This window comes from Saccharopolyspora hordei (genome assembly GCF_013410345.1).
GTDB classification, from domain to species: domain Bacteria; phylum Actinomycetota; class Actinomycetes; order Mycobacteriales; family Pseudonocardiaceae; genus Saccharopolyspora; species Saccharopolyspora hordei.
On the sequence record NZ_JACCFJ010000001.1, the window covers coordinates 4539369 to 4565229 of the forward strand.

Annotated in this window: 21 protein-coding genes; 8 read left to right on the forward strand and 13 right to left on the reverse strand. The window is 71.5% G+C overall.

Going from position 1 to position 25861, the window contains the following annotated elements; genetic code table 11:
* Window positions 1–34 precede the first annotated feature (34 nt).
* The 7 genes from HNR68_RS20780 to HNR68_RS20810 all read right to left on the reverse strand — a co-directional run bounded on the left by HNR68_RS20780 (window position 35) and on the right by HNR68_RS20810 (window position 6308).
* Window positions 35–775, reverse strand: coding sequence for a MerR family transcriptional regulator (locus HNR68_RS20780; protein WP_179723439.1), 741 nt, complete (start codon window positions 773–775; stop codon window positions 35–37).
* A 51-nt stretch (window positions 776–826) separates the two neighbouring features.
* Complete coding sequence (locus HNR68_RS20785) at window positions 827–1213, reverse strand: YchJ family metal-binding protein (RefSeq protein ID WP_179723440.1); 387 nt, start codon at window positions 1211–1213, stop codon at window positions 827–829.
* A 29-nt stretch (window positions 1214–1242) separates the two neighbouring features.
* The gene (locus HNR68_RS20790) at window positions 1243–1986 is read right to left on the reverse strand and encodes a FadR/GntR family transcriptional regulator (RefSeq protein ID WP_343050290.1); all 744 of its coding nucleotides are present in this window, start codon (window positions 1984–1986) and stop codon (window positions 1243–1245) included.
* Window positions 1987–2071: 85 nt separating this feature from the next.
* Window positions 2072–2839 carry a 3-oxoacyl-ACP reductase gene (locus tag HNR68_RS20795; RefSeq protein WP_179723441.1) on the reverse strand — a complete coding sequence of 256 codons (768 nt, stop codon included), beginning with the start codon at window positions 2837–2839 and terminating at the stop codon, window positions 2072–2074.
* Window positions 2840–2892: 53 nt separating this feature from the next.
* A complete protein-coding gene (locus tag HNR68_RS20800) occupies window positions 2893–4197 on the reverse strand; it encodes an aldehyde dehydrogenase family protein (protein WP_246331288.1) in 1305 nt (434 codons plus the stop codon).
* Between the two features lie 43 nt (window positions 4198–4240).
* A complete protein-coding gene (locus HNR68_RS20805) occupies window positions 4241–4969 on the reverse strand; it encodes a gamma-glutamyl-gamma-aminobutyrate hydrolase family protein (RefSeq protein WP_179723443.1) in 729 nt (242 codons plus the stop codon).
* Window positions 4950–6308, reverse strand: a complete 1359-nt coding sequence (locus HNR68_RS20810) for a glutamine synthetase family protein (protein ID WP_343050291.1) — start codon at window positions 6306–6308, stop codon at window positions 4950–4952. Before HNR68_RS20810 ends, HNR68_RS20805 begins: the two co-directional genes overlap by 20 nt.
* A gap of 226 nt (window positions 6309–6534) precedes the next feature.
* Between HNR68_RS20810 and eat the strand changes: the two genes are divergently transcribed.
* Window positions 6535–7989 carry an ethanolamine permease gene (eat, locus tag HNR68_RS20815; protein ID WP_179723445.1) on the forward strand — a complete coding sequence of 485 codons (1455 nt, stop codon included), beginning with the start codon at window positions 6535–6537 and terminating at the stop codon, window positions 7987–7989.
* Between the two features lie 42 nt (window positions 7990–8031).
* On the opposite strand, the gene HNR68_RS20820 is transcribed toward eat, so the two are convergent.
* Both HNR68_RS20820 and HNR68_RS20825 read right to left on the reverse strand, forming a co-directional pair.
* Window positions 8032–9027, reverse strand: a complete 996-nt coding sequence (locus tag HNR68_RS20820) for a hypothetical protein (protein WP_246330502.1) — start codon at window positions 9025–9027, stop codon at window positions 8032–8034.
* A gap of 138 nt (window positions 9028–9165) precedes the next feature.
* Window positions 9166–11067 (reverse strand): primary-amine oxidase, encoded by a 1902-nt coding sequence (locus tag HNR68_RS20825; protein ID WP_179723446.1) that lies wholly within the window; start codon window positions 11065–11067, stop codon window positions 9166–9168.
* 594 nt (window positions 11068–11661) lie between these two features.
* Here HNR68_RS20825 and HNR68_RS20830 point away from each other — a divergent pair.
* Both HNR68_RS20830 and HNR68_RS20835 read left to right on the forward strand, forming a co-directional pair.
* Window positions 11662–13239 carry a sensor histidine kinase gene (locus HNR68_RS20830; protein WP_380574875.1) on the forward strand — a complete coding sequence of 526 codons (1578 nt, stop codon included), beginning with the start codon at window positions 11662–11664 and terminating at the stop codon, window positions 13237–13239.
* The gene (locus tag HNR68_RS20835) at window positions 13236–13922 is read left to right on the forward strand and encodes a response regulator (RefSeq protein WP_179723447.1); all 687 of its coding nucleotides are present in this window, start codon (window positions 13236–13238) and stop codon (window positions 13920–13922) included. Before HNR68_RS20830 ends, HNR68_RS20835 begins: the two co-directional genes overlap by 4 nt.
* Window positions 13923–13982: 60 nt before the next feature.
* Here the strand turns inward: HNR68_RS20835 and HNR68_RS20840 are convergent, their stop codons facing one another.
* Entirely contained in the window at window positions 13983–14612 is a 630-nt protein-coding gene (locus tag HNR68_RS20840; RefSeq protein ID WP_179716655.1) for a superoxide dismutase, read from the reverse strand.
* A 159-nt stretch (window positions 14613–14771) separates the two neighbouring features.
* Between HNR68_RS20840 and HNR68_RS20845 the strand changes: the two genes are divergently transcribed.
* Both HNR68_RS20845 and HNR68_RS20850 read left to right on the forward strand, forming a co-directional pair.
* Window positions 14772–15566, forward strand: a complete 795-nt coding sequence (locus tag HNR68_RS20845; RefSeq protein WP_179723448.1) for an SAM-dependent methyltransferase — start codon at window positions 14772–14774, stop codon at window positions 15564–15566.
* Window positions 15567–15663: 97 nt separating this feature from the next.
* A complete protein-coding gene (locus HNR68_RS20850) occupies window positions 15664–16797 on the forward strand; it encodes an acyltransferase family protein (protein WP_343050294.1) in 1134 nt (377 codons plus the stop codon).
* Between the two features lie 76 nt (window positions 16798–16873).
* Here HNR68_RS20850 and HNR68_RS20855 read toward each other — a convergent pair whose 3' ends face one another.
* From HNR68_RS20855 to HNR68_RS20865, 3 genes are all read right to left on the reverse strand, one after another.
* Window positions 16874–18244, reverse strand: a complete 1371-nt coding sequence (locus HNR68_RS20855; protein ID WP_179723449.1) for a S28 family serine protease — start codon at window positions 18242–18244, stop codon at window positions 16874–16876.
* 230 nt (window positions 18245–18474) lie between these two features.
* Entirely contained in the window at window positions 18475–19422 is a 948-nt protein-coding gene (locus HNR68_RS20860) for a coiled-coil domain-containing protein (protein ID WP_179723450.1), read from the reverse strand.
* 271 nt (window positions 19423–19693) lie between these two features.
* A complete protein-coding gene (locus HNR68_RS20865) occupies window positions 19694–20269 on the reverse strand; it encodes a TetR/AcrR family transcriptional regulator (protein WP_179723451.1) in 576 nt (191 codons plus the stop codon).
* A 479-nt stretch (window positions 20270–20748) separates the two neighbouring features.
* Between HNR68_RS20865 and HNR68_RS20870 the strand changes: the two genes are divergently transcribed.
* The 3 genes from HNR68_RS20870 (at window position 20749) to HNR68_RS20880 (ending at window position 25499) form a co-directional block, all read left to right on the forward strand.
* Window positions 20749–22242: an aldehyde dehydrogenase family protein gene (locus HNR68_RS20870; protein ID WP_179723452.1), complete on the forward strand. Its 1494-nt coding sequence runs from the start codon at window positions 20749–20751 to the stop codon at window positions 22240–22242.
* Between the two features lie 154 nt (window positions 22243–22396).
* Window positions 22397–23929 (forward strand): APC family permease, encoded by a 1533-nt coding sequence (locus tag HNR68_RS20875; RefSeq protein ID WP_179723453.1) that lies wholly within the window; start codon window positions 22397–22399, stop codon window positions 23927–23929.
* 22 nt (window positions 23930–23951) lie between these two features.
* Window positions 23952–25499 (forward strand): GMC family oxidoreductase, encoded by a 1548-nt coding sequence (locus HNR68_RS20880; RefSeq protein ID WP_179723454.1) that lies wholly within the window; start codon window positions 23952–23954, stop codon window positions 25497–25499.
* Window positions 25500–25861: the final 362 nt, after the last annotated feature.

The window sequence follows — 25861 nt, forward strand, 5'->3', positions numbered from 1 at the left end:
GGTCACGGAGTCCACATCGGGCACCTGCGCGGGGTCAGGCCCGCTTGGCCTGGTCCTCGTTGGCGAGCATCTCGATCAGGCGGTCGCCGAGCACTTCCGGGATGACCCGCGCCGCGGAGCGGGCTGCCGCCGCGTTGAGCGCCGACATCACCAGCGGGCGCAGGCGGTGCAGCACCTCGCTGTAGTACGGGATCTCCTCCTGGGTCGGCACCGGACGGGTCAGCACGTGCTTGCGCACCACCTCCACCAGGTGGCCGGCGACGTGGTCGATGTCCTGCTGGAGCTGCTCGGCCAGGTCCAGCACCTCGCGGAGCGGGACGCCGAGGCTGACCAGCTCGGCACCGGCGTCCAGCAGCTGCGGGCTCGGCGAGACGAACCCGCGCCCGCGCCGCTCCAGCAGCCCGAGCTCGACCGCGCGCTTGACGTTGGCGGTGCTGAACTGCGTGCCGAACATCCGGCGCAGCTCAGCGGCGGACACGGCGCGCGGCGCCTCCTCCGCCCAGGACTCCCCGACGACCTCCTCCAGCCCGAGCACGTCGCCGAGGCTGCGCCCCGACTCCCAGGCCGTGATCATCTCCTTGATCTGGGCGAACGCGTAGCCCCGCTCCAGCATGTTGATGATCAGCCGAAGCCGGACCAGGTGCGCGTCGGAGTAGATCGCCGTCCGCCCCTGCCGCCGAGGTGGTGGCAGCAGCTCCCGGTCCTGGTAGACGCGCACGTTGCGCACCGTCGTACCCGCCGCCCGAGCAAGATCGTCGATCCGGTATTCCGCCACTCGACGCAGTCTAGTTCCCGTGTTCGACCCCTGCCTCGGGGTCGTGCGGCGTCACTCGTGCTCGCCGTCGACGTAGGACCAGGCGCCGCCCTCCTTGGTGAAGCGGCTGTGCTCGGTCAGCACCCCGGTACCGCCCGGAGCCCGGTAGTGCGCGCGGAAGCGCACGGTGCCCTCGGTGTCGAACGGCCCGCCCCCGGTGCGGTCGAGGACCTCCAGCCGCACCCAGCGCAGCTCGGGGTCGAGGTCGACCTCCGCCGGCCGGGTCGAGGGGTGCCAGGTGGCCAGCAGGTAGTCCGCGTCCCCGACCGCGAAGGCGCTGAACCGCGACCGCACCAGCTCTTCGGCGGTGGCCGCGCGGCGCTCCCCGGAGTGCAGGCGGGCGCAGCACTCGGCGTAGGGCTCGCCGAGTCCGCAGGGGCATCGTTCGGCAGTGCTCACCGCACCAGCTTCTCACCACCGGCCCGGGCTCAGGACAGGAAGCCGCGCAACAGCGACGCGGTGCCCTCCAGGTGCTCGGCCATGGCCCGCCGGGCGGCGTCCGGATCGCCGTCGAGGATGGCGCGCACGACCTCCTCGTGCTGCTCGTTGGAGTGCGTGATGTTGCGCTCCAGCAGCGGGATCGCGTCGAGCAGTTCGTTCAGCCGCATCCGCACGTCGGCGACCGCCGAGGTCAGCGACGCCGAGCCGGTCAGCTCGGCGATCGCCAGGTGCAGGCGCGAGTCCATCCGCCGGTAGTTGTGCAGCTCCGCGTTGCCCGCGTCGGACAGCCGGGAGACCAGGTGGGCGCGTTCGGCTTCGCTGAGCTCCCGGGCCGCGGCCTGCTCGGCCGAGCCCACCTCCAGGACGTGCCGGTGGGTCAGGGCGTCGTGCAGGTCGACACCCATCTCCCGGGCGATCCGGCGCGGCCCCTTGCGGCTGGACCGGGGCGGTTCGACGTTGACGAAGGTGCCGCCGTAGCGGCCGCGCCGGGACTCCACGTACCCGGCCTCCTGCAGTGCCCGGATCGCCTCCCGCAGCGTCACCCGGCTCACGCCGAGGCGGGTCGCCAGGTCCCGCTCCGCGGGCAGCCGCTCCCCCGGCGCCACCACGCCGAGGCGGATCGCCTGCAGCAGGCGCTCCACCGTCTCCTCGAACGCGTTGCCGGTGCGCACGGCGCGGAACAGCGCCTCGCTCGCCCGGCTCTGCAGCACCAGCGGCTCGTCCTGGCTCACGCCACCCCCTGTCCTCACGCGGAGGTCGTGAGTGCGCGGACCGGCTGGAGCCGGTCTTCGCACTCACGACCCACCCCGACGATACTCACAGGGGCGTGACGTAGGCGCCGGAGATGCCACCGTCCACCAGGAACTGCGAGGCGGTGATGAACGAGGCGTCGTCGCTGGCCAGGAACGCGACCGCGGCGGCGATCTCGGTCGCCTCGGCGAAACGGCCCATCGGCACGTGCACCAGCCGCCGCTGGGCCCGCTCCGGGTCCTTGGCGAACAGCTCCTGCAGCAGCGGCGTGTTCACCGGCCCCGGGCACAGCGCGTTGACGCGGATGCCCTCGCGCGCGAACTGCACGCCGAGCTCGCGGGACATCGCCAGCACGCCGCCCTTGCTCGCGGTGTAGGAGATCTGGGAGGTCGCCGCGCCCATCACCGCCACGAACGACGCGGTGTTGATGATCGAACCCCGCTGCTGCCGCCGCATGTACGGCAGGACGTGCTTGCAGCACAGGTAGACCGAGGTGAGGTTGACCTCCTGCACCTTCCGCCACGCCTCGATGTCGGTGTCCAGGATGGAGTCGTCCTCCGGCGGCGAGATGCCCGCGTTGTTGAAGGCGATGTCGATGGAGCCGTACTCGGCGTCGGCGGTGGCGAACAGCCGCTGCACGGCGTCGGCGTCGGTGACGTCGGTCTGCACGAACAGGCCGCCGACCTCGGCGGCCGCCTCCTTCCCGGTGTCCGGGTCGACGTCGGCGATGACGACCCGCGCTCCTTCGCTGGCGAACCGGCGCGCGGTGGCCAGGCCGATCCCGCTGGCGCCGCCGGTGATGACGGCCACGCGGTCCTGCAGACGTTCCGGCATGCTGTGACTCCCTGTCTCGTGCTGGACACCCGGTCGGCGCGGCGCGGACCCGCTCACGCGCCGGTCGGGATGAAGACGTTCTTGGTCTCGGTGAAGGCGTCCACCGCATCGGGCCCGAGCTCGCGGCCGAGCCCGGACTGCTTGAACCCGCCGAACGGCGTGTTGTAGCGCACCGAGGAGTGCGAGTTGACCGACAGGTTCCCGGCCTCCACCGCGCGCGAGACGCGCAGCGCACGGGACACGTCGCGCGTCCAGATCGACCCGGACAGCCCGTACTCGGTGTCGTTGGCGATGCGCACCGCGTCGTCCTCGTCGTCGAACGGCACCACGCAGACCACCGGGCCGAAGATCTCCTCGGTGAACGCCGGGTCCGCCGGGTCGGGCGTGAGGACCGTGGGCGGGAACCAGAAACCGCTGCCGCTCGGCGCCTCGCCGCGGAACGCCACCGGGGCGCCGTCGGGCACGTAGCCGGCGACCTTGGCGCGGTGCTCGGCCGAGATCAGCGGCCCCATCGCGGTCTTCGGATCGGCGGGGTCACCGACGACCACGCTCCGCACCGCAGGCTCCAGCAGCTCCATGAACCTCTCGAAGACGGGGCGCTGCACCAGGATCCGGGACCGCGCGCAGCAGTCCTGCCCGGCGTTGTCGAACACGCCGTCCGGGGCGGTCGCCGCCGCGCGCTCCAGGTCGGCGTCGGCGAAGACGATGTTGGCGCTCTTGCCGCCGAGCTCCAGCGTCACGCGCTTGACCTGCTCGGCGCAGCCCCGCATGATCCGCTTGCCCACCTCGGTGGACCCGGTGAAGACGACCTTGCGCACGTCGGGGTGGGTGACGAAGCGCTCCCCGACGACCTCGCCCACGCCGGGCAGCACCTGGAACAGCCCCTCCGGCAGGCCCGCCTGCAGCGCCAGCTCGCCGAGCCGCACCGCGGTCAGCGGGGTGAGCTCCGCGGGCTTGAGCACCACCGCGTTGCCGGCGGCCAGCGCCGGGGCGAACCCCCACGCCGCGACGGGCATCGGGAAGTTCCACGGCACGATCACGCCGACCACGCCCATCGGCTCCTGGAGCGTGACGTCCACGCCCCCGGCCACCGGGATCTGCTTGCCGAAGAGGCGGTCGGGTGCGGCGGCGTAGTACTCCAGCACGTCGCGGACGTTGGCCGCCTCGCCCCGGGCGTTGCCGATGGTGTGCCCGGAGTTGCGGACCTCCAGCTCGGCGAGGTGCTCGAGGTCGTCGTCCACCGCAGCGGCGAAGCGGCGCAGCAGCCGCCCCCGCTCGGCGGGGGCGAGCGAGCTCCACGCGCGCTGCGCCCGGACCGCGCGGGCGATCGCGGCGTCGGTCTCCTCGACGGTGCGCATCGGCACGGTGGCCACGACCTCCTCGGTGGCCGGGTTGATCACGTCATGTGCGGTGCTCACCGCGTCCCTCCCTCGCAGCCGCGGCCAGTGCCGCGAACAACCGATCGTCCACAGTGTCCTCTTCCGGGTGCCACTGCACCCCGATGGCGAACCGCCGTCCCGGGAGCTCGACCGCCTCGACGGTGCCGTCGTCGGCCCGCCCCACCACGTCGAGCTCCGCGGCGACCTCGGCGATGGCCTGGTGGTGGTAGCAGGGCACCACCACCTCCTCGCCCAGGACCGCCGCGATCCGGCTGCCCGCGCGCAGCGCGACCCGGGTGCTGCCGAAGACCGCGGGTTCCGGCTGGTGCCGCCGGTGCTCGACCAGCTCCGGCAGGTGCTGGTGCAGCGTCCCGCCGAAGGCGACGTTCATGACCTGCGCGCCCCGGCACACCCCGAGCACCGGCAGGTCGCGGTCGAGCGCGGCGCGCAGCAACCGGACCTCCCAGGCGTCCCGCTCCGGCCGCACCGGGCCGAGCTCGTGGTGCGGCGGCTGCCCGTACCCCGCGGGGTCGACGTCCGGCCCCCCGGCCAGCACCACGGCGTCCACAGCGGACAGGTCGGGTCCGTCCGGCAGGACGGGCAGCAGCACCGGGACACCACCGCCGCGGTGCACGGCCTGGACGTAGCTGGTGGGAAGCAGCGCGGCTTCGCGGTGCCACACGCCCCACCTCGCCGTCTCGACGTAGGTGCTGATGCCGATGATCGGACGGTCAGAGCCGTTCGAAACCACGGATGCGCTCCCAATCGGTGACCGCCGCGTCGAAGGCGGCCAGTTCCACCCGGGCCGCGTTGACGTAGTGGTCGACGACGTCCTGGCCGAACGCCTCGACCGCGACCTTGCTCCGGGCCAGCAGGTCGGCCGCCTCCCGCAACGTCGTCGGCACGGTGCCCTTGTCGGAGGCGTAGGCGTTGCCCGCCAGCATCGGTTCCAGCGGCAGCTCCTCGGCGATCCCGTGCAGGCCGGCCGCCAGGATCGCCGCCACCGCGAGGTAGGGGTTGACGTCGCCACCGGGCACCCGGTTCTCCACCCGCAGGCTCGGCCCGTGGCCGACCACGCGCAGGGCGCACGTCCGGTTGTCCCGGCCCCAGGCGATGGTGGTGGGCGCGAAGCTGCCCGCCGCGAACCGCTTGTAGGAGTTGATGTTCGGCGCCAGGAAGTACGTCAGCTCCGGCAGGCACGCCAGCTGGCCGGCGATGAAGTGCGCCATGAGGTCGGAGAACCCGTGCTCGCCGTCGCCGGGCATCGCCGAGCCGTTCTCGTCGTGCAGGCTCACGTGGATGTGGCAGGAGTTGCCCTCGCGCTGGTCGTACTTGGCCATGAAGGTGAGGCTGAGGCCTTCCGCGGCGGCGATCTCCTTGGCGCCGTTCTTGTAGAAGACGTGGTTGTCGCAGCTGGTCAACGCGTCGGCGTAGCGGATGGCGATCTCGTGCTGACCGAGGTTGCACTCGCCCTTGGCCGACTCGACGTACAGCCCGGCGCCGGCCATGTCGTTGCGGATCCGCCGCAGCAGCCCCTCCACTCGGGCGGTGCCGGCGATGGAGTAGTCCACGTTGTACTGGTTGACCGGCGTGAGCCCGTGGTAGCGCTTGTCCCACGCGCCCTCGTAGCTGTCGCGGAAGGCCAGGAACTCCAGCTCGGTCCCGACGTGCGCGGCGAGCCCGAGCTCGGCGAGCCGGTCGAGCTGCCCGCGCAGCACCTGCCGCGGTGACGGACCGACCGGTTCGCCGGAGTGCCACTGCACGTCGCAGAGCACCAGCGCGGTCGCCTCCTGCCACGGGACGAGGCGCAGCGTGTCCAGGTGGGGCTTCAGCACGAAGTCGCCGTACCCCTTCTCCCACGAGGTCAGCGCGTAACCGTCCACAGTGGTCATGTCGACGTCGACGGCGAGCAGGTAGCTGCACGCCTCGGTGCCGTGCGCGAGCACCTCGTCCAGGAAGTAGCGGGCCGAGCAGCGCTTGCCCTGCAGCCTTCCCTGCATGTCGGTCAGCGCGACGACGACCGTGTCCACCTCGCCGGACTCGACCAACTCGCGCAGGCGTCCGAGTGTCAGCTGCTCGTTGCGCGGCACCGGCGTCTCCCTCCGGCCGGACCGTCCCGGCCTTGATTGGTATGGGATCAGACCTTTGAGTGCGGACATGCAAGCACCCGCTCCACCGCGCCGTCAAGCGTCCGAACGGTTTCACCTGATTGAAACGAGGTTTTTCCGCCGCGCTGTTGACATCCGCGATCCCCCGCAGCACGCTCCTGGACCAACCAATGGGCCACGGTCATACCAATCCTGGGGAGGACCCGCGATGGCCGAGAAGCGGCGGCAGGTGGACTACGAGCAGGTCGGCAGCGACTACCTGGACAAGCGGCGGCTCCGGCGGGGCGCAGCGGGCTGGCTCCTGCTCGCCGGGCTCGGTGTCTCGTACGTGATCTCCGGCGACTTCGCCGGCTGGAACTTCGGGCTCGCGCAAGGCGGCTGGGGCGGGTTGCTGGTGGCCACGGTGCTGATGGCGACCATGTACACCTGCATGGTGTTCGGCCTGGCCGAGATGGCCTCCGCGCTGCCGGTGGCCGGTGCCGGGTACGGCTTCGCCCGGCGCGCGCTCGGCCCGCTCGGCGGGTTCGCCACCGGCACCGCCATCCTCATCGAGTACGCCATCGCACCGGCCGCGATCGCGGTGTTCATCGGCGGCTACGTGGAATCGCTGGGCCTGTTCGGGTTGACGAACAGCTGGCCGGTGTACCTGGCCTGCTTCGTGGTCTTCATCGGCATCCACATCTACGGCGTCGGCGAGGCGCTGCGGCTGATGTTCGGCATCACCGCGGTGGCCGTGGTCGCGCTGGTCGCCTTCGTGGTCGGCATGGTCCCCGAGTTCTCCACGGCGAAGCTGTTCGACATCGCGCCCACGGACGCGGTCGGCGCCAGCACCTTCCTGCCGTTCGGCTACGCCGGGGTGCTCGCCTCGCTGGTGTACGGCATCTGGTTCTTCCTGGCGGTGGAAGGCGTCCCGCTCGCCGCGGAGGAAGCGCGCGACCCGCGCAAGGACATGCCGCGCGGGATCATCGCGGCGATCACGGTGCTGCTGCTGTTCGCCGCGGCGATCCTGGTGGTCGCGCCGGGCGGGGCGGGGTCGTCGGCCATCTCCGGTGCCGACAACCCGCTGCCCGAGGCGGTGCGCGTCGCGGCCGGCGGGAACAGCGTGCTCGCCGAGGTGGTCAACTACGTGGGCCTGGCCGGGCTGGTGGCCAGCTTCTTCTCCATCATCTACGCCGCGTCCCGCCAGCTGTTCGCGCTGTCCCGGGCCGGCTACCTGCCGCGCTGGCTGTCGGTCACCAGCAAGCGCCGCACCCCGCACCTGGCCCTGGTCGTGCCCGGCACCATCGGGTTCGCGCTGGCCACCGCCACCCGCGACGGCGCCGTGCTCATCGACATCGCCGTGTTCGGCGCCACCGTCTCGTACGTGCTGCTGAACCTCTCGCACATCGTGCTGCGCCGCCGCGAACCGGGCCTGGAGCGCCCGTACCGCACGCCGGGCGGCGTCGTGACCACGGCGGTGGCCCTGGTGCTGGCCGTCGCCGCGGTGGTCGCGACGTTCATCGTCGACATGCTCGCGGCGGCGATCACCGCGCTGATCTTCCTGGCGGCGCTGGCCTACTTCTGGTGCTACAGCCGCCACCACCTCATCGCCTCGGCCCCCGAGGAGGAGTTCGCCGCCCTCGAAGCCGCCGAGTCCGAACTCACCCAGCGCGACGGGTCGTGAGTGCGCAGACCGGCTGGAACCGGCCTGCGCACTCACGACCCCCTACCTGCCGCAACGGTGGCAGCCGTGCGAGGGACCGCGCCAGCCTCCTCGGCGCAGCACGGCCAGGACCTCCGCTGCGACCGCGCACGGGTCCTCGCGGACCTCGTGCCACCCGTAGACGAGTCGAGCCCGCCCAGCGAGCTCGGCAGCGTTGTCGCGACGGCGGTCCCGGAACGCGACCCGGCTGCTGGCGTGGAACTGCCGACCGTCCAGCCGGACCGTCAGAGGCACCCCGGCGGCGTCGTAGGTGACGTCTTCCCAGAGCACGACGCCGTCGACCGAGAACGGCGTCTGCCTGGACGCTGCCGGCAACCCGTGGGCCTGTTCCACCTCCAGCTGGTACTCGGCTTCGAGCACGGAGAGGGCACCACCTGCCACGAGGTCGAGAGCAGCCCTCACGGCACTCCGATGCCGGTACGGCGGCCTCAGCTCGAGCTGGCTGTGCACCCTCCACAGCGGTACCCGGTTCGCGCCGACGAGCTGGACCACCACGTCACGCGCCCGCTCCGGTGTCGGTTCGGCGGCAGCCAGGTCGATGATGGTGTCCTCGCGGCTGGTCCTGGGCGGCTCCGCCGGCGCGACGATGTGCGAGAACGCCCGCGACCGGTGGACGTGCACCAGCGGGAGCTGGGACACGGCGGAGCGGGCGTAGGGGACCGTGATGTGCACCGGCGAGTCGTCCGCGACCGGCAGCATCCCCCACTCCTCCGCAGCCGTGCGGTGGCTGAGCACCGCCCACGGTCCTCCGTACAGCAGGGCCGCGCTGATCAACGACGATCTCGGCGGGGGGCCGGTGAAGGTCGCGAACACGTTCGGCAGCACCCGCTGCCACCGCCGCGCTTCCAGCTGCGCGGGCCCCACGTGCCGGGACAGGCCGAAGTCCTGGAGCTGCCCGCCCGACACGATCCCGTGCTGGGAGTCCACCAGCTCGTTCCAGCGCTCGTGGTCCTCGGGACCGAACGACACGTGCCGCGACCACTTGTGGTTCTCCTGCATGTCCCCCAAGATCGGCGCGCCCGGCCGGAGCCGGTAGGGCGGAACCGGAATCTGTGGACAGCTGACCCACCTGTGGACACGTCGTGAGTGCTCGAACCGGTGGGGACCGGCTTGCGCACTCACGACCACCCGCTCGGGTCAGGACTCGCAGCAGTGGGAGTGGGTGCTCGTGGTGGGTGGGACGTCGAGGGTGGGGTTGCGGTCGAGGAAGCCGACCGGCTTGAGGGTGAAGCCGCACGTGTCCACCGGCATGACCGGCCAGTCCTCGGTCCGCGGGAAGTGCGTGAGGCCGAAGGTGTGCCACAGGACGATGTCCTCGCCGTCGACGCTGCGGTCCTGCGCCGCGTAGGCCGGGAGCCCCGCCCCGCCGTGGTGCTGGTTCACCCACTCGCCCGCCGGGTACCGCTCGTCCGGCGAGCACTGGGTGACCCACAGGTGCTTGGTCGCGAACGCCGCGCGCCGGGCGATCGAGGACTCCGGGTCGGCCAGCAGCAGCGGGCCGCCCTGCGGGTGCAGCGCGTAGCCGACCGGTTGACCGAGGCGGTTGGTGCGCTCGGTGTTGACCACGTGCCAGACCCGGCCCGACGCCGGGTCCGCTTCGCGCGCCGCCTCGCTCTCCCGCGCCAGCCTGGTGACGCGCCGGGTGAAGGCGTTGCCGTGCGGGTTGTCCGCGCCGATCGGCACCCGCTGCACCTCGACCTCGTCCACCGCGTTGCGGGTGCCGTCCACCGTCATGTCCAGCCGCGCGCTGAACAGGTGCTGGTGGTACGGGCCGCCGAGCCCGGGAGCGAGCTCGGTGGCCCAGCGCGACCCCTCCTCCGGGTAGGCGGAGGTGAACACGATCCCCGTCGCCTTGGTCTCCAGCTGGATGGTGCCGTCCAGGTAGAGGTACCAGTAGAAGCCGTAGTCGTAGTTGCCGACCGAGACGAAGAACGACACCACCAGCCGCCGCTGCCGGCGGGTCTCGGCCGAGCCGGTGAACACGTCGGTGTGCTTCCACAGCACCCCGACGTCCTCTTCGTGCAGGCACACCGCGTTGCGCAGCGTGCGGGGCGTGCCGTCCTCCTGCGCCACCACGGCGTCGAAGTACCGGATCTCGCCGAGGCAGTCGCAGCCGAGCACCAGTTCGTTGGCGAGCTTGCCCAGCGAGTACTCGCCGGCGTCGAAGTAGTTCTGCCAGAACCGGGCCGGGGACGGGTCGCCGTAGTTGACCACCATCTCGCTGATCGACGCCCGGTGGACCACCGGCCGCTCGTGGAAGGACAGCTGGTGCAGCACCAGGCCTTCGCGCGGGTCGAACCCGATGCGGAACCGCCAGTCCTCCCACCGCACCTCGTGGCCGTCGACGTGGAAGCTCGGCCCCTCGGGCTGGGTGATCTCGATCGGTCGCAGCGACTCGCGGTGCGGGCCGCGCACCGCTTCGTCGGTGTAGTCGCCGCTCTCGGCCGGCACCGGGAGCGTGCGGTCGTCGACGACCTCCAGCACCCGCTGCTCGATCACGTCGACGTAGGCCACCAGCCCGTCGATCGGGTGCGCCCACGGCAGTTCGTCCGGGCTGTCCTGCAGGAACGCCAGGGCGCGCAGCATCCGCCGACCGCGCTCCGCCGGGTCGCCGAACCACCCCGCCGACAGCGGGCACACCCGCACCGTGGACACGTCCTCGATGCCGCGGTCGCGGATCGCCCGCAGCCAGGTCTCGTCGGCACGCACGATGCGCTCGACCAGCTCGTACTCGTCGAGCATGACCGGCGGCTGACCCTCGTCGACCGGGTTGACCACGGCCTTGTCCACCAGTTCGCCGCTGGTCAGCGAGACCACGGTGGTCATCACCTCACCGGTCTCGACGTCCAGCAGCACCGAGCGCGCCCGCCGCTCCACCGGATCGCCGTCGCGGTGCGCGAACACCGCGGCCTTGTCCGGTTCCGCCAGCTGCACCAGGGGGAACCGGGTCGACGCGCGCAGCAGGCCGGCCTGCTGCAGGACGTCGCGGTTGCGCAGGACCTCCTCCGCGCTCAGCGGATCCAGCGGGTGCATCGCCATCACGCCCCACCTCTCGGTCTGGACTGGTCGACACGGGCGCGCCCAGGCTCTCCCGGCTCCGGTGGGGACGTCCAGTGCGAACCACCCGTTCGCCGCACCCGTTCGTGCCGAACGTGGACCGGGTGGGTGGTGGCCCGGCGGCGTCGCGGCGGTGGAGAGCGGGGGCGCCGCCGGTGGGTCTTGACGACGTCGTGAGTGCTGGGACCGGCTCCAGGCGGCTTTCGCACTCACGACCCCGGCGGGCACCCGGACCAGCGCACGTCGGTGGCCCGGTCGCCGGGGGATTTCACGACCGGGCCGCCTTCCACGACGGTGCCCGGGGGTGGACGGGCACCCGTTCCGCGCGTTTCCGCGGCCTGCGCCTCGCCGCCGCGGAACCACGCCCAGCGGCAGGCCGCTGGTCCGGGGCCGACGCGACCTCTCGCGAAGGCCGGGAACGTGATCCCCGCCATGCTGCACCGCCCCCGCGCACGCTGTCGCGCTTTTGCAGCTATCGACACTTCTGTCACTTGTGGAACCGGACGAAACGGCCGCGCTCGGGCGACGACCAGCGGAGGGTTACCGTTCGGCGCACCGGTCGTCGCGGAGGTGGACGTGCTGCGCGTGCAGACATCGCTGTCCCGGCAGCTGCTCAGCTGGCAGCTGCTGATCATCTTCGTGCTGCTCGCCTCGGTCGCGGTGTTCTCGGTGGCGCAGACGAACATCGCCTTCCGGAACAACGAGGGCCGCCGGATGCTCTCGGTCGCCGAGGACCTGGCCGCCACCACCGGCGTGCGGGAGAGCCTGCAGGACCCCTACCGGCGCGACGCCCTGCCGATCTTCGCCGAGAGCGCCCGCAGCCTCTCCGGCGCGGACGACGTGATCATCGCCGACGAGCGCGGCGTCGTGCTCACCTCGCCCGACCCCGCGCAGCGCGGCAAGCCGCTCCCGCTGGGCGAGAGCACCGTGCTGCAGGGCCGGTCGTGGATCGGCGTGGTCACCACCGACGGCGTCGAATCGCTGGTGGCGCACGTGCCGGTGCTCTCCGACGGCCTGCGCACCATCGGCGTGGTCGCCGCCGGCAGCAACACCCCGGACGTGCTGCAGGGCCTGCGCGAGGCCCCGGAGAACCCGCTCGCGCTGCTGGCCTTCGCCACGGTGCTCGGGGTGGCCGGGTCGGTGCTGCTGGCGCGCCGGGTCAAGCGGCAGACGCTGGGGCTCGAGCCGCGCGAGATCACGCGGCTGGTCGAGCACCGCGAGGCGCTGCTGCACGGCGTGCGGGAAGGCGTGCTCGGCATCGACGAGCAGAACCGCATCACGCTGGTCAACGACCAGGCGCGGCAGCTGCTCTCGCTGCCGGACGACTGCGTGGGCCGTGACATCGACTCGCTGGACCTCAACGACCGCGCCCGCGACGTGCTCACCGGCCGCACCGACGGCGTGGACCAGATCGTGCTGCGGCGCGGCAAGGTCGTGGTGCTCAACCGGATGCCGATCTCCTCGGTCGGCGCGGTGGTCACCATGCGCGACCGCACCGAGCTGGTCGACCTGCAGCGGGAGCTCGCCGTGCACCGGGACACCACCGACACGCTGCGTGCGCAGGCGCACGAGTTCAGCAACCGGCTGCACACCATCTCCGGGCTCATCGAGCTGGGCGAGTACGAGGAGGTGCAGCGCTACGTGATGCGCATCAGCCACCGCCACGAGCAGTGGCACGCCGAGGTCACCGCGCGCATCCACGACTCGGCGACCGCCGCGCTGCTGATCGCCAAGGCCAGCCTGGCCGCCGAGCGCGGCGTCGGGCTGCGCCTGGACGAGGGCAGCTACCTGCCCGCGCTCGACGACCGGCTCTCGGCCGACCTGGTCACGGTGCTGGGCAACCTGGTCGACAACGCCCTGGACGCGCTGGAGGGCGCGGGGGAGGCCGACGACCGCTGGGTCGAGATCGACGTGCGCTGCACCGACGAGGTCGTCGTCGTGGTGCGCGACTCCGGGCCCGGGGTGGCCGCCGAGATCGTCGAGGAGGTCTTCCGGCACGGCTTCACCACCAAGGCCGCGCGCGGCGGCGAGCGGGGGCTGGGGCTGGCCTTGACCAGGCAGATCTGCCATCGTCGCGGCGGCTCGGTGCACGTGCACAACGCACGCGGCGCGGTGTTCACCGCGACGCTGCCGCTGGGAGGACCGCAGGCATGATCAAGGTGTTGGTGGTGGACGACGACTTCATGGTCGCCAAGGTGCACAGCGGGTACGTGGCCCGGGTGCCCGGCTTCGAGGTCGTCGCGGCCGCGCACACCGGCGCGGAGGCCATCCGGGCGGTGGACGAGCTGCGGCCCGACCTGGTCCTGCTGGACATCTACCTGCCCGACATCGACGGCCTCTCGGTGCTGCGGGAGCTGCGCGCGCACCCGACGGCCGACCCCGACGTCATCATGATCACCGCGGCCCGCGACCTGGACGCGGTGCGCGGCGCCCTGCGCGGCGGCGCGCTGCACTACCTGATCAAGCCGTTCAGCTTCGAGGCGCTGCGCGACCAGCTGGAGGGCTTCCGGGCGCTGCACAGCAAGCTCAGCGAGCTGCCCGGCGACGCCCCGGCCGCGCAGCAGGACATCGACCGCCTCTTCGGCGCCCGCGTCCGGCGCACGGCGCTGCCGAAGGGGCTGACCACCGAGACCTCGGAGGTGGTCGAGCGCGTCCTGCGCGAGGCGACCGAGGCGGGCGGCGACCTGTCGGCGTCCGAGTGCGCCGAGGCCAGCGCGCTGTCGCGGGTCAGCGCCCGCAAGTACCTGGAGCACTTCACCGACACCGGCCGCGCCGAGGTCCGCCTCCGCTACGGCGGCACCGGCCGCCCCGAACGCCGCTACCGCTGGATCGGCTGACCCCGCGCGGCCGGTGCGCCCCCGGTGGTGGCGCCGGGCGCACGGCCCGGCGCCCCGCGCTCAGGCGGTGGGCAGGCGCAGGCCGTTGTGGCCGGCCCGGGCGTCGGCGAAGCGCCGGGAGACCTCGTCCCAGTTGACGACGTTCCACAGGTTCTTGACGTAGTCCGCCTTCACGTTGCGGTACTGCAGGTAGTAGGCGTGCTCCCAGATGTCGAACACCAGCAGCGGCGTGGTCGCGATCGACAGGTTCGCGTGGTGGTCCCGCAGCTGCTGGGTGATCAGCCGCCGCCCCACCGGGTCCCACGCCAGCACACCCCAGCCGTTGCCCTGGATCGTGGTCGACACCGCCTCCATCTGGGCCCGGAAGGCGTCGAAGGACCCGAAGTCCTCGTCGATCGCCGCCGCCAGCTCACCGGTCGGCTCGCCCCCGCCGTCCGGCGAGAGGACCTTCCACCAGACCAGGTGCAGCGAGTGCCCCGCCAGGTTGAACGCCAGCGTCGTCTCCAGACCCACGATCGAGGAGAAGTCACCCTTCTCCCGCGCCTCGGCGATCTTCTCGATCGTGTCGTTGGCGCCCTTGACGTAGGTGGCGTGGTGCTTGCTGTGGTGCAACTCGTTGATCTCACCGGAGATCGCCGGCTCCAACGCCCCGTAGTCGTAGTCCAGCTCCGGCAACACGTACTGCGCCATCGAGATCGTCCTCCTTCGTCCGCGATGCGTGGAGGAGTCTCGAACTTCCAGCGCGCTCCAGGTCAACAGCGCGGGGCGCGTGTCCTCCGTCACCTCAGGCCTGTTCGCCGAGCGCCCGGGTCACTACCCTGCGCACCAGCACGGTCACCCGGAGGAACGATGCCCGAGATCCCCGACTTCCCCTACGACCTGGACCTGGACCGCCCCAGCGGGGCACGGATGCACGACTTCCTCCTGGGTGGAGGCAACAACTTCTCGTCGGACCGCGAGCTGGCCCGGGCGGTGCTCGCGGTGGCGCCGGACATCCGCCTGGACGCGCTGGCCAACCGGGCGTGCCTGCACCGCGTGGTGCGCGCGTGCCTGGACCTGGGCGTGCGGCAGTTCCTGGACATCGGCTGCGGCATCCCGACCGTCGGCACCGTGCACGAGACCGCGCAGCAGGTCCCGGACGCGCGGGTGGTCTACGTCGACAGCGAGCCGCTGGCGGTCACCCAGGGCGAGCTGCTGCTGGCGGGCAACCCGGGCGCGACGATCGTGCAGGCCGACCTGCGCGACGTGGACGCGGTGCTGAGCTCCGAGCGCGTCCGCGCCCTGTTGGACCCGTCCGAACCCGTGGCGGTGCTGATGTTCTCCGTGCTGCACTGCATCGCCGAGCACCCGGCCTCCGTGATCCGCAGCTACCTGGCGGCCTTCGCGCCGGGCTCCCTGCTCGGCCTGACCCACCTGACCGCCGACCACGCGCCGCAGACGGTGCAGGCGGCGCTGGACCTGCTGGCCTCCAGCCAGCACCCGGGCACCGCGCGCAGCCGCGCCGAGGTGGAGTCGCTGCTGGAAGGTCTGGAGCCGCTGGAGCCCGGCGTGGTGCCCACCACGGAGTGGCGGCCGGAGCAGGGCGACGCGGACCTGCGGACCGAGGACCCGTTGAGCTACGCCGTGCTGGCGCGGAAACCGTGACCAAGCCGACACAGCGCCCGCGGGTCACGCTGTTGGGCCATCTGCCCAGCTCAGAACGCGATGATCCTTCGGTATTCCGACAAACTACCCTGGTACGGTGACGTGCGTGCCCGAGATGACACCTACTGCCACGAAACGGAGCTCGGGCCGGAGCAAGCGCAAGATCAGCTGGGACGTGGTGCGCACCGCCTGCGTCGTGCTGGTGATGCTCTACCACTCCACCTTCCTGAGCACCTACCTGCACCCCGAGATGACGCCCCGCACGTTCGTCTTCCCGTTCCAGGTGGGGGCGAGCCTGCTGCTGGTGATCTCGGCGTACTTCGCGTGCGTGACCATCGGGCGCGGACCGTTGCTGCGCTACTGGTGGGGTCGGATTGCCCGGCTCGTGCCGCCGTTCCTCGGCGCCGTCGTGTTGATCTTCCTGGTGATGCGCTGGGCCGCCGTGGAGGGCTGGTTCTACCCCACCGGCAGTGACCTGGCGGCGAACCTGTTGATGCTGTGGAACTGGAAGCCCGCGGACTACTGGTTCATCGACGGTTCGCACTGGACGGTGCCGCTGCAGCTGATGGGCTTCACCGCCGCCGCGGCCCTGTTCGCCACGAAGTGGGGGCACGGGCGGCGGATCATCGTCGTGCTGTGGCTGGCGGTGCTGCTGCCGATCGTGCAGTGGCCGCTGCGGGTGAGCGACCCGTCGGAGCTGTACCGCACCGTCGTCGACGGCATCGGGGTGCACCGGTGGCACCTGTTCGTGGTCGGGGTGGCGATCTGGCTGTGGTCGACGCGGCGGATCTCGCTGCCGCACTTCCTCGGGCTGCTGCTCGCGTGCATGACCGGGCAGGCGCTGCACAACTACGCCGAGACCCCCGAGGGCCTGGTGGCCGACTGGGGGTCCACGATCGCGGTGTGCGTGGGCATGGTCGTGGTGGCGCTGACCGCCCACGGCCCGGACTGGGACCGGGTGGTGCCGAGCTGGCTGGCCGGGCGGATCACCTGGTTCGCCGGCATCTCCTACGGCGTGTTCCTGACGCACCAGACGATCGGCTACATCGTGATGCGCGAGCTCGACGACCTCGGGGTCGACCCGCTGCTGCAGACGCTGGCGATGCTGGTGACCGGGACCGTCCTCGGCTGGGCCCTGACCCGCGTGGTCGAACGCCCGTCGCACCGGTTCCTGATGAACGCCTACGACAAGCTCGCGGCGCGCCGCGCCACCCGCGCCGAGGTCGCCTGACGGTGGTGCGGGCCCGGGACCTCGGCGTCGCCGGGCGTCCGGCCGGACGCCGTGCTGACCGGCGGGCTCGGCCGCGTCAGAGCGGGTGGCGTTCGAGCCGCTCGGCGTCGAGGACCGCGGAGCGCGCCGCCGGCGCGTCGGCACCGGCCCAGCGGCGCACGGTCGCCTCGGCCTCGGCCCGCTGCTCGGCCGGCAGGCCCTCGATCTTGGCGCCGTGGTTGGCACCGGGCACCAGGTAGCGGTACGAGTCGCGGGTGCCGGGGCCCAGCTCGAACGGTTCCGCGCTCCACGGGTCGCGCTCGCCGTTGACGAACATCAGTTCCGACCCCTGGCTGCGCACCCACGTGTCGACCTGGCGCATCACGCCCGGTTCGAAGCGCATCGGGATCTCGCGCGGCACCAGGTTGCGGGGCTGGCTCAGCTCGCGGTGGTGCAGCAGGTCGGCCAGCGGCTCGTCGGAGACGTGCGGCCAGCCCAGCTGCGTGCCCGCCTGGTAGTAGTACGGCGCGTACGGCTCGATGCCCTGGTCGGTGTAGAAGCGGAACTCGACGGTCTCGTCGAAGAACGCGTAGATCTCGTCGGTGCTGGCGGTGGTCGCCGGCACCTGGGCGCAGTCGTCCTGGCCGCGGTACTGCCAGAACGCGAACGGCGCGTCGAGCACCACCATCTCGAAGCCGCGGTCGACGTCGCCGATGATCCGGTCGAAGGTCAGCCCCTCGGCGTCGGCGTAGGCCTGGAACTTCGCCAGCAGCTCGTCGCGGCGGAGCAGCGCTTCCCGCTGCACCGCGGTCAGCGCGGCGCGGCAGGCCGGGTCGGTGCCGACCTCGGCCAGGAACTCGTCGTAGCGGTCCCGGTCGTTGTCGACGTCGTTGGGCGCCACGTAGGCGATGGTGCCGTCCACGTCGTCGGGGTAGAAGCGCCGGTGGTAGACGGCCGTCATGCCGCCCTTGCTCGCCCCGGTGGTGAGCCACCGGCCCCCGTAGACGGAGCGCAGCGCGGTGATCACCCGGTGCTGGTCGGTCGCGGCCTGCCAGATGTCCAGGTCGCCCCAGTCCGCCGGGTCCGGCCGGGACGGGGTGAAGAAGCGGTGCTCCAGGCTCACCTGGTTGCCGTCGACCAGCCGGGTCGGTTCGGCGCGGGTGGCCTCCGCGGGCAGGCCGTAGCCGGAGGTGTGGAGCACGGTCGGCCGGTCCAGGCCGCGGTGCAGCACGGTGAGCCGCTGCTCGAACTGCCCGGCCTCCGGGTGCCGGTGGTCGGCGGGCTGGGTGAAGGTCAGGTCGAACAGCCGGTACCCCGGTTCGGTGGGCCGCTCCCCCACCACCGTCAGCCCGGGGACCGCCTCCAGCCGGTCGCGCACGTCATCGACCGGTGGCGCCGCGCCCACCGGTGCGCCGACCAGCAGCATGCCGCACACCGCGGCGATGGTGACCAGACCGCGCCAGTTCATCCCGCCTCCCGCTGCACTCCGAGTCACGTCGAACCTAGTGATCACGCGCGGTGCCGGGAAGGTCTCGGCGAGTTCCCGCAGCACCGCTGGTGGGATCTTCGCGGTTCGTGATCGGTTCCGCCCGCCGGGGCGTGCGCGGGCACCCGTGCGCGCAGCAGACGGCGGTGCCGCGGGAGGACACCCTGGGTGGGCGTGCCCCCTCGCGGCACCGCGGCGCCGTCCGGTGAGCGTCAGGCGCGGCTGGCCGCCGCCTCCTCGGGGAGCGGCTCCTCGTGGCGCTGCTCCGGGACGTCGACCGGCTCGGTCGGCACCTGTCCGTTGTGGACGACCTCGGCGACGTAGCGCTCCGAGCTCTCGCTGGCCGCCCCCGTCTCGGTCGCGGTGAGGAACGGCTCGGCCGCGGCCAGCACCTCGTGCGCGGCGCGGACCCGCTGCGCCAGGTCCTGGCGCATGCGCAGCATGGTCTCGGCGTACTCGTCGGCCCGCCGGATGCGCCGCTCCGCCTCCGCGGTGGCCTCGCGGACCCGCCGCTGCGCGGCCTCCCGGCTGGCCTGCTCGCGCTCGGCCATGATGCGCATCGCCTCTTCGCGGCGCGCCGCCATGGAGACCTCGAAGTCGTGCTCGACCTGGGTGCGCCGCTCCTCGGCCTCGGCGTCGAGCCGACGGCGGTGCTCCTCGGCCTCCTGCTTCATGGCCTGGACTTCCGCGCGGGTGCGGGCGAGCATCTCGTTGCGCTGCCGCTCGGACTGCCGCCGCCACTCGTCGGCCTCGGCGACCAGCTTCTCGTAGCGTTCGCGCAGCTCGGCCGCGGCCTGCTCGCTGCGCGCCCACTCGTGCTCGGCCGCTGCCTGCGCAGCGGCGACCACCTCGTTGGCTTCGTCGTGCGCGAGCCGGACCATCCGCCGCAAGCGGTCGCTGAGCGCGGACTCGTCGATCGGCGTGCGCGCCTGCTCGTCGAGCTGCTTCTTGAGCTCCTCGATCTCGGCGCGCGCCTGCTCCAGCTGCGCGGTCAGCTCAGCGACCTGGCTGAGCGCCGAATCCCGGTCCTCGGCGAGCATCCGGAGCTCGGTTTCGGTCTGCTGGATGTAGAACTTGACCTGCGATCGCCGGAATCCGTACCAGACTGTGTCGAAATCTGACTTCAGCGGCACCAATTCGCGGTCTTCGTTGTGCCCCACGGTCTCACCCCACCTGATGTCGATCAATCGTGCTGGGAGCGAGCCACGCCCCGACGCGGCAAGTTCCGTTGTACACCGGGGGAACGCACGGCGATGTGCTCCACCGGACTGAAACCGGCAGATCGGACGTCACGGCGCTGACGGTGCCACGGATCGCTGGCACCCATTCTTCACCTCCCGCGCGCGTAGATCAACAGCGCGGGATTCGGCGCAATGCAACGGACATCCGAACTTGACCGACCGGACACCCGGGGGAAAATGCCTGGCGGAATCAGCTTTCCACGGGTCCGTCGAGCACCCTGCGGAACACCATCTCGATCTCGTCTCGACTCGGCACCGATTCCCGGACGATCCCCTGCATCAGCAGGCCGCAGATCACCGCGGTCAGCGCCGCGCCGGTGGCCTCGTCGGTGTGGGCGGAGAACAGCTCGGCCATCGCGGTGTCCCACTCCTGGCTCACGTGGCGCAGCGCGGGCTTGTGCAGCGCGGCCACGTAGAGCTCGTGCTCGACCGCGGTCTGCGCCCGGGCCGGGCCGAGGTAGTGCAGCACCAGGTCGGTCAGCGCGGCGGCCAGGTCGTCGTTGTCGGCCAGGCTCTCGGCCCAGCGCCGCAGGTGCGCCACGTCGTCGGCGGCGGCCTGCCGCAGGGCGCTGGCCAGCAGGTCGTCCAGGGTGGCGAAGTAGTAGGTGGTCGACCCCAGCGGGACACCGGCCTCGGCAGCGACCGCGCGGTGGGTGAGCTTGTCCACGCCGCGCTCGGCGACGACGGCGATCGCGGCGCGCGCGATGCGCTCGGGCCGGGCCGGGTCCTTCCGGCGGGCGGCGGGCGCGGGCTGCGTGGTCGACATGCGCTTCGGCGTCCCTCCTGTGGCGTGGACCACTCCGCGGGCGGGCGAAGCGGATGACCATGTCCAGCCTGCCATGCCGGGGCGCCTGAACGATGCGGTCCACGTCACCGGAATCGCGTTCTGCCTGTTCGGAGCGCACTTTTCCGCTGGATGACCATCCGGCGAGGACCTCGAGATGTACAGATGTACACCAACGGTGTTAGGGTCTTCCGCAGCACTGAGACCGCTGACGCACCGGAGCCGAGGAATCGACCCGGCGCTGGAATTGGACGAAGACCGCGCACGGCCGCCACCGAATGCACCGCAGGAGGTGAAATCGCAGCACGGCGCGCCGACGCACCATTCGACGAATTCGCCCGGGTGCGGCGAGACGAATCGCGAGGCCAGTGCCCGCTCTCGCTGCAGTGATCACGCCGCGCAGTCGCGGCCGTGCGGTTCCAGCCCGGAATGCACGAATCAGACTTCACGGGGATACGAGCATGTCGCAAGCTGAGAATTCGGCCCCCACGCTGTTCATCGACGGCGAATGGGTGCGGGCCGCGGACGGCCGCGTCCGCGAGATCCGCTGTCCCGCCGACGGGACGCTGGTGGCCACCGTGGACGAGGCCGGGCGGGCCGACGCCGAGCGCGCCATCGCCGCAGCTCGCCGCACCTTCGACGAGGGCACGTGGGCGAGCAGCTCCGCGTGGGAGCGCGGGGACCTGCTGCTGCGGGTCAGCGACATCCTGAAGCGCGACAAGGCCGAGTTCGCCCGCGCCGAATCGCTCGACACCGGCAAGCGGCTGGTGGAGAGCGAGTACGACATGGACGACATCGCCGCCTGCTTCCGCTACTTCGGCAAGCTGGCCGGCACCGACGCGGGCCGGGTCGTCGACACCGGCTCGCCGGACTCGATCAGCCGCGTGCAGTACGAGCCGGTCGGCGTGTGCGGCATGATCACGCCCTGGAACTACCCGCTGCTGCAGGTGGCGTGGAAGGTCGCACCGGCCATCGCGGCGGGCGACACCTTCGTGCTCAAGCCCAGCGAGCTGACCCCCAGCACCGCGATCCTGCTGATGCGCGCGCTGCAGGAGGCCGGCCTGCCCGCCGGCGTCGGCAACCTCGTCCTGGGCACCGGCGCCGAGGTCGGCGCGGTGCTGTCCGAACACCCCGACGTGGACCTGATCTCCTTCACCGGTGGCCTGCACACCGGCCGGAAGATCTCGGCCGCCGCGGCGCCGACGGTCAAGAAGGTCGCCCTGGAGCTGGGCGGCAAGAACCCGAACGTCGTGTTCGCCGACGCCGACTTCGAGACCGCCGTGGACTACGCCCTGACCGCGGTGTTCCTGCACTCCGGCCAGGTGTGCTCGGCCGGTGCGCGGCTGATCGTGCAGGACGAGCTGCACGACGCGCTGGTGGACGAGATCGTGCGCCGCGCCGAGCAGATCCGCATCGGCGGTCCGTTCGACGAGGACGCCGAGACCGGTCCGCTGATCTCGGCCGCCCACCTGCAGAAGGTCGAGGACTACGTGGCCAAGTCCGTCGCCGAGGGCGCGGTGCTGCGCACCGGTGGCCGCCGCCCCGAGGGCGAGCGCTACGCCAACGGCCACTACTACCTGCCCACGGTGCTCGACGAGGTCGAGCAGGGCTCGTACGCGGTGACCGAGGAGTCCTTCGGCCCGGTGCTGACCGTGGAGCGCTTCTCCGACGAGGACGACGCGGTGCGCATCGCCAACGACACCCACTACGGCCTGGCCGGGGCGGTCTTCACCAGCGACCCCGCCAAGGCGCAGCGGGTCGCCAACCGGCTGCGGCACGGCACCGTCTGGATCAACGACTTCCACCCCTACCTGCCGCAGGCGGAGTGGGGCGGGTTCAAGCAGTCCGGCATCGGCCGGGAACTCGGCCGCGGCGGGCTCGGCGAGTACCAGGAGGCCAAGCACGTCTACCAGAACCTGCGGCCCGGCCCGCAGAACTGGTTCACCGGCAAGTGAGTGAGGTCCGTCGCTGCGGTGGTGTCCGGTCCACCGCAGCGACGGCCGCGCTGCCGCACGCGCCGCGCCAGCGAGTACGCGCGACGACAGCGACCACCCGGTCCAGCCCGCTCGCACCCGGCGGGCGGCGTTGACCGGGAAAGGAGTTCGGGGCATGAGCGCGCCCAACTACGACGCCGAGCTCAACGAGTTCGGCTACACCAACAAACTGAAGAGGAGCCTCGGGGGTTTCCACACCTTCGCGGCCGGCATCAGCTACATCTCGGTGCTCACCGGCACCTTCCAACTGTCCTACTTCGGCTTGTCCCTCGGCGGACCCGCCTACTGGTGGTCGTGGCCGATCGTCTTCATCGGGCAGTTGCTCGTGGCGTTGAGCTTCGCCGAGCTGGCATCCCGCTACCCGATCGCCGGCTCCGTCTACAACTGGGCGAAGAAGCTGGGCGGGCAGCACGTCGGCTGGTTGGCGGGCTGGATGATGCTGCTGGCCTCGATCGTGTCGATCTCGGCCACCGCGCTGGCCTACCAGAACACCCTCCCCCAGATCTGGTCCGGGTTCCAGGTGGTCGGGGACAGCTCCAACAGCACCGACGCCGCGGTCAACGGCATCCTGCTGGCGCTGGTGCTGATCCTGTTCACCACGCTGGTCAACGCCTTCGGCGTCAAGCTGATGGCCCGCATCAACAGCAGCGGTGTGTTCATCGAGCTGATCGCCGCCGTGCTGCTGATCGTCGCGCTGGCGCTGGTCGCCGTGAACCCGCCGACCGTGGTGCTGGACACCAACGGCACCGAGAGCGCCTACGGCGGCAGCTACCTGACCGCGTTCCTGGTCGCCGGCATCGCCTCCTCGTACGTGATGTACGGCTTCGACACCGCCGCCTCGCTGGGCGAGGAGTCCATCGACCCGCACCGCAACGCGCCCAAGGCGATCCTGCGGGCGCTGATCGCCTCCTTCGTCCTCGGCGGCCTGATCATCCTGCTGGGCCTGATGGCCACCCGCGACTTCTCCGCGCCGGAGCTGAGCTCCAGCGGTCTGCAGTTCGTGCTCAACGACGCGCTGGGGCCGTTCATCGGCCGGTTGTTCCTGCTGGCCATCTTCGTGGCGATCACGGTCTGCGTGCTGGCGGTGCACACCGCGGCCATCCGGATCGCCTTCGCCATGGCCCGCGACAACGCGCTGCCGGCGGGCAAGCTGCTGGCCCGCGTCAGCCCGCGGTTCCAGACTCCGGTGGTCCCCGCGATCGTCATCGGCGTGCTCGCGGTGGCGCTGCTGCTGGTCAACATCGGCCAGCCGCAGATCTTCACCGCGGTCACCAGCCTGGCGATCATCCTCATCTACATCTCGTACCTGCTGGTCACCGTGCCGATGCTGGTCGCGCGACTGCGCGGCAGGTGGAAGCCGGTCAAGGAGGAGGGCCGGTTCAGCCTCGGCAAGCTGGGGCTGCCGATCAACGTGCTGGCCGTGCTGTGGGGCGCCGGGATGACCATCAACCTCGCCTGGCCGCGCCGCGAGGTCTACAACGCCGAGCCGCCCTACCACTGGTACCTGCAGTACAGCTCGGTCCTGTTCGTCGGGATCGCGGCGGTTGCCGGATTCGCGTACTACTGGTTCGTCCAGCGCCACAAGGTCGGCGTCCTGGCCGAGCACTCGTCCACTGCGGACGAGGACGAGACCATCCCGGTTGGCTGAGCAGAAACGGAGATTCGGACACATGACGGAACAGTTCGACTACGTGGTCGTCGGCGGCGGGAGCGCGGGTGCGGCCGTCGCGGCGCGGCTCTCCGAGGACCCGGACGTCACCGTCTGCCTGCTGGAGGCGGGCCCCTCGGACGTCGGCGACAAGGCGGTCCTGGAGCTCAAGCGCTGGATGGCGCTGCTGGAGTCCGGCTACGACTGGGACTACCTGGTCGAACCGCAGGAGAACGGCAACTCCTTCATGCGGCACGCCCGGGCCCGGGTGCTCGGCGGCTGCTCCTCGCACAACTCCTGCATCGCCTTCTGGGCGCCGGCCGAGGACCTCGACGAGTGGGAGTCGATGGGCTGCACCGGCTGGGGCGCCAAGGACGTCTTCCCGCTGTACCAGCGGCTGGAGAACAACGACGGGCCGGGCGACCACCACGGCCGCAGCGGCCCGGTCACCCTGCGCACCGTCCCGCCGAAGGACCCGTGCGGCGTCGCGCTGCTGCAGGCCTGTGAGCAGCAGGGCATCCCGACCACGCAGTTCAACTCCGGCAAGACCGTGGTGAACGGCGCCAACTGGTTCCAGATCAACGCCCGCGAGGACGGCACCCGCTCCTCGTCGTCGGTGTCCTACCTGCACCCGGTCCTGGACCGGCCGAACCTGGAGATCCGGACCAACGCGTGGGCCAAGAAGGTCGTCTTCGACGGCACCCGCGCCACCGGCGTGCAGTACCTGGACCCGGACCTGATCCACACCCGCACGGTGTCGACGCGCCGCGAGGTCGTGCTGTCCGCCGGTGCCATCGACACGCCGAAGCTGCTGATGCTGTCGGGCATCGGCCCGGCCGACCACCTGCGCGAGATCGGCATCGACGTGCTGGTCGACTCCCCCGGCGTCGGCTCCAACCTCCAGGACCACCCGGAGGGTGTGATCAGCTGGGAGGCCAAGAAGCCGATGGTCACCGACTCGACGCAGTGGTGGGAGATCGGCATCTTCACCACCACCGAGCCGGGCCTGGACCGGCCGGACCTGATGTTCCACTACGGGTCGGTGCCCTTCGACATGCACACCGTGCGGCAGGGCTACCCGACCTCGGAGAACAGCTTCTGCCTGACCCCGAACGTCACCCACGCCCGCTCGAAGGGCACGGTGCGGCTGCGCAGCCGCGACTTCCGGGACAAGCCGAAGGTCGACCCGCGGTACTTCACCGACCCGCACGACATGCGGGTGATGACCGCCGGCATCAAGCTGGCCCGCGAGATCGTGGCGCAGCCGGCGATGCAGGAGTGGGCGGGCGCGGAGCTGTTCCCGGGCCCGGACGTGCAGACCGACGACGAGATCGCCGACTACATCAAGCGCACCCACAACACCGTCTACCACCCGGCGTGCACGGTGGCGATGGGTGCCGACGACGACCAGAGCAAGCCGCTGGACGCGCGGCTGCGGGTCAAGGGCGTCCAGGGCCTGCGCGTCGCCGACGCCTCGGTGATGCCGTTCCTGGTCACGGTGAACCCGAACATCACCACCATGGCGATCGGTGAGAAGTGCTCGGACATGGTGAAGGAAGACAACCGCTGAGCCGGGTGCGGGGCCCCGCACCCCGCAGCACCCGACGATCTCACCCGATCGATGCCGTCACCGGTGCTGTTCCCCGGGAGCAGCGTGGTGTTCGGTAGTTGTGAAGGCCCCTCCGGTCCCCCGCCCTGGAGGGGCCTTCACCCTTCCCGACGCGGCTTCAGCGCAGATCGGACATCCCGTCGCTCCGAGCGTCCCCGAGCGGAGCGGGTCACGTTCCCACCGCGGACAGGAGTCATCCCGCCGGGGTGCGCGCGGGGCAGGTCAGGTGGCCGGTGCACCGTTGTGTCCGCTTCGGCGCGTTCCCCGCGCGGCGACGTACGGGATCCCCCCCCCAGCGCCACGGCTCCGCGGTCAGCGCTGCG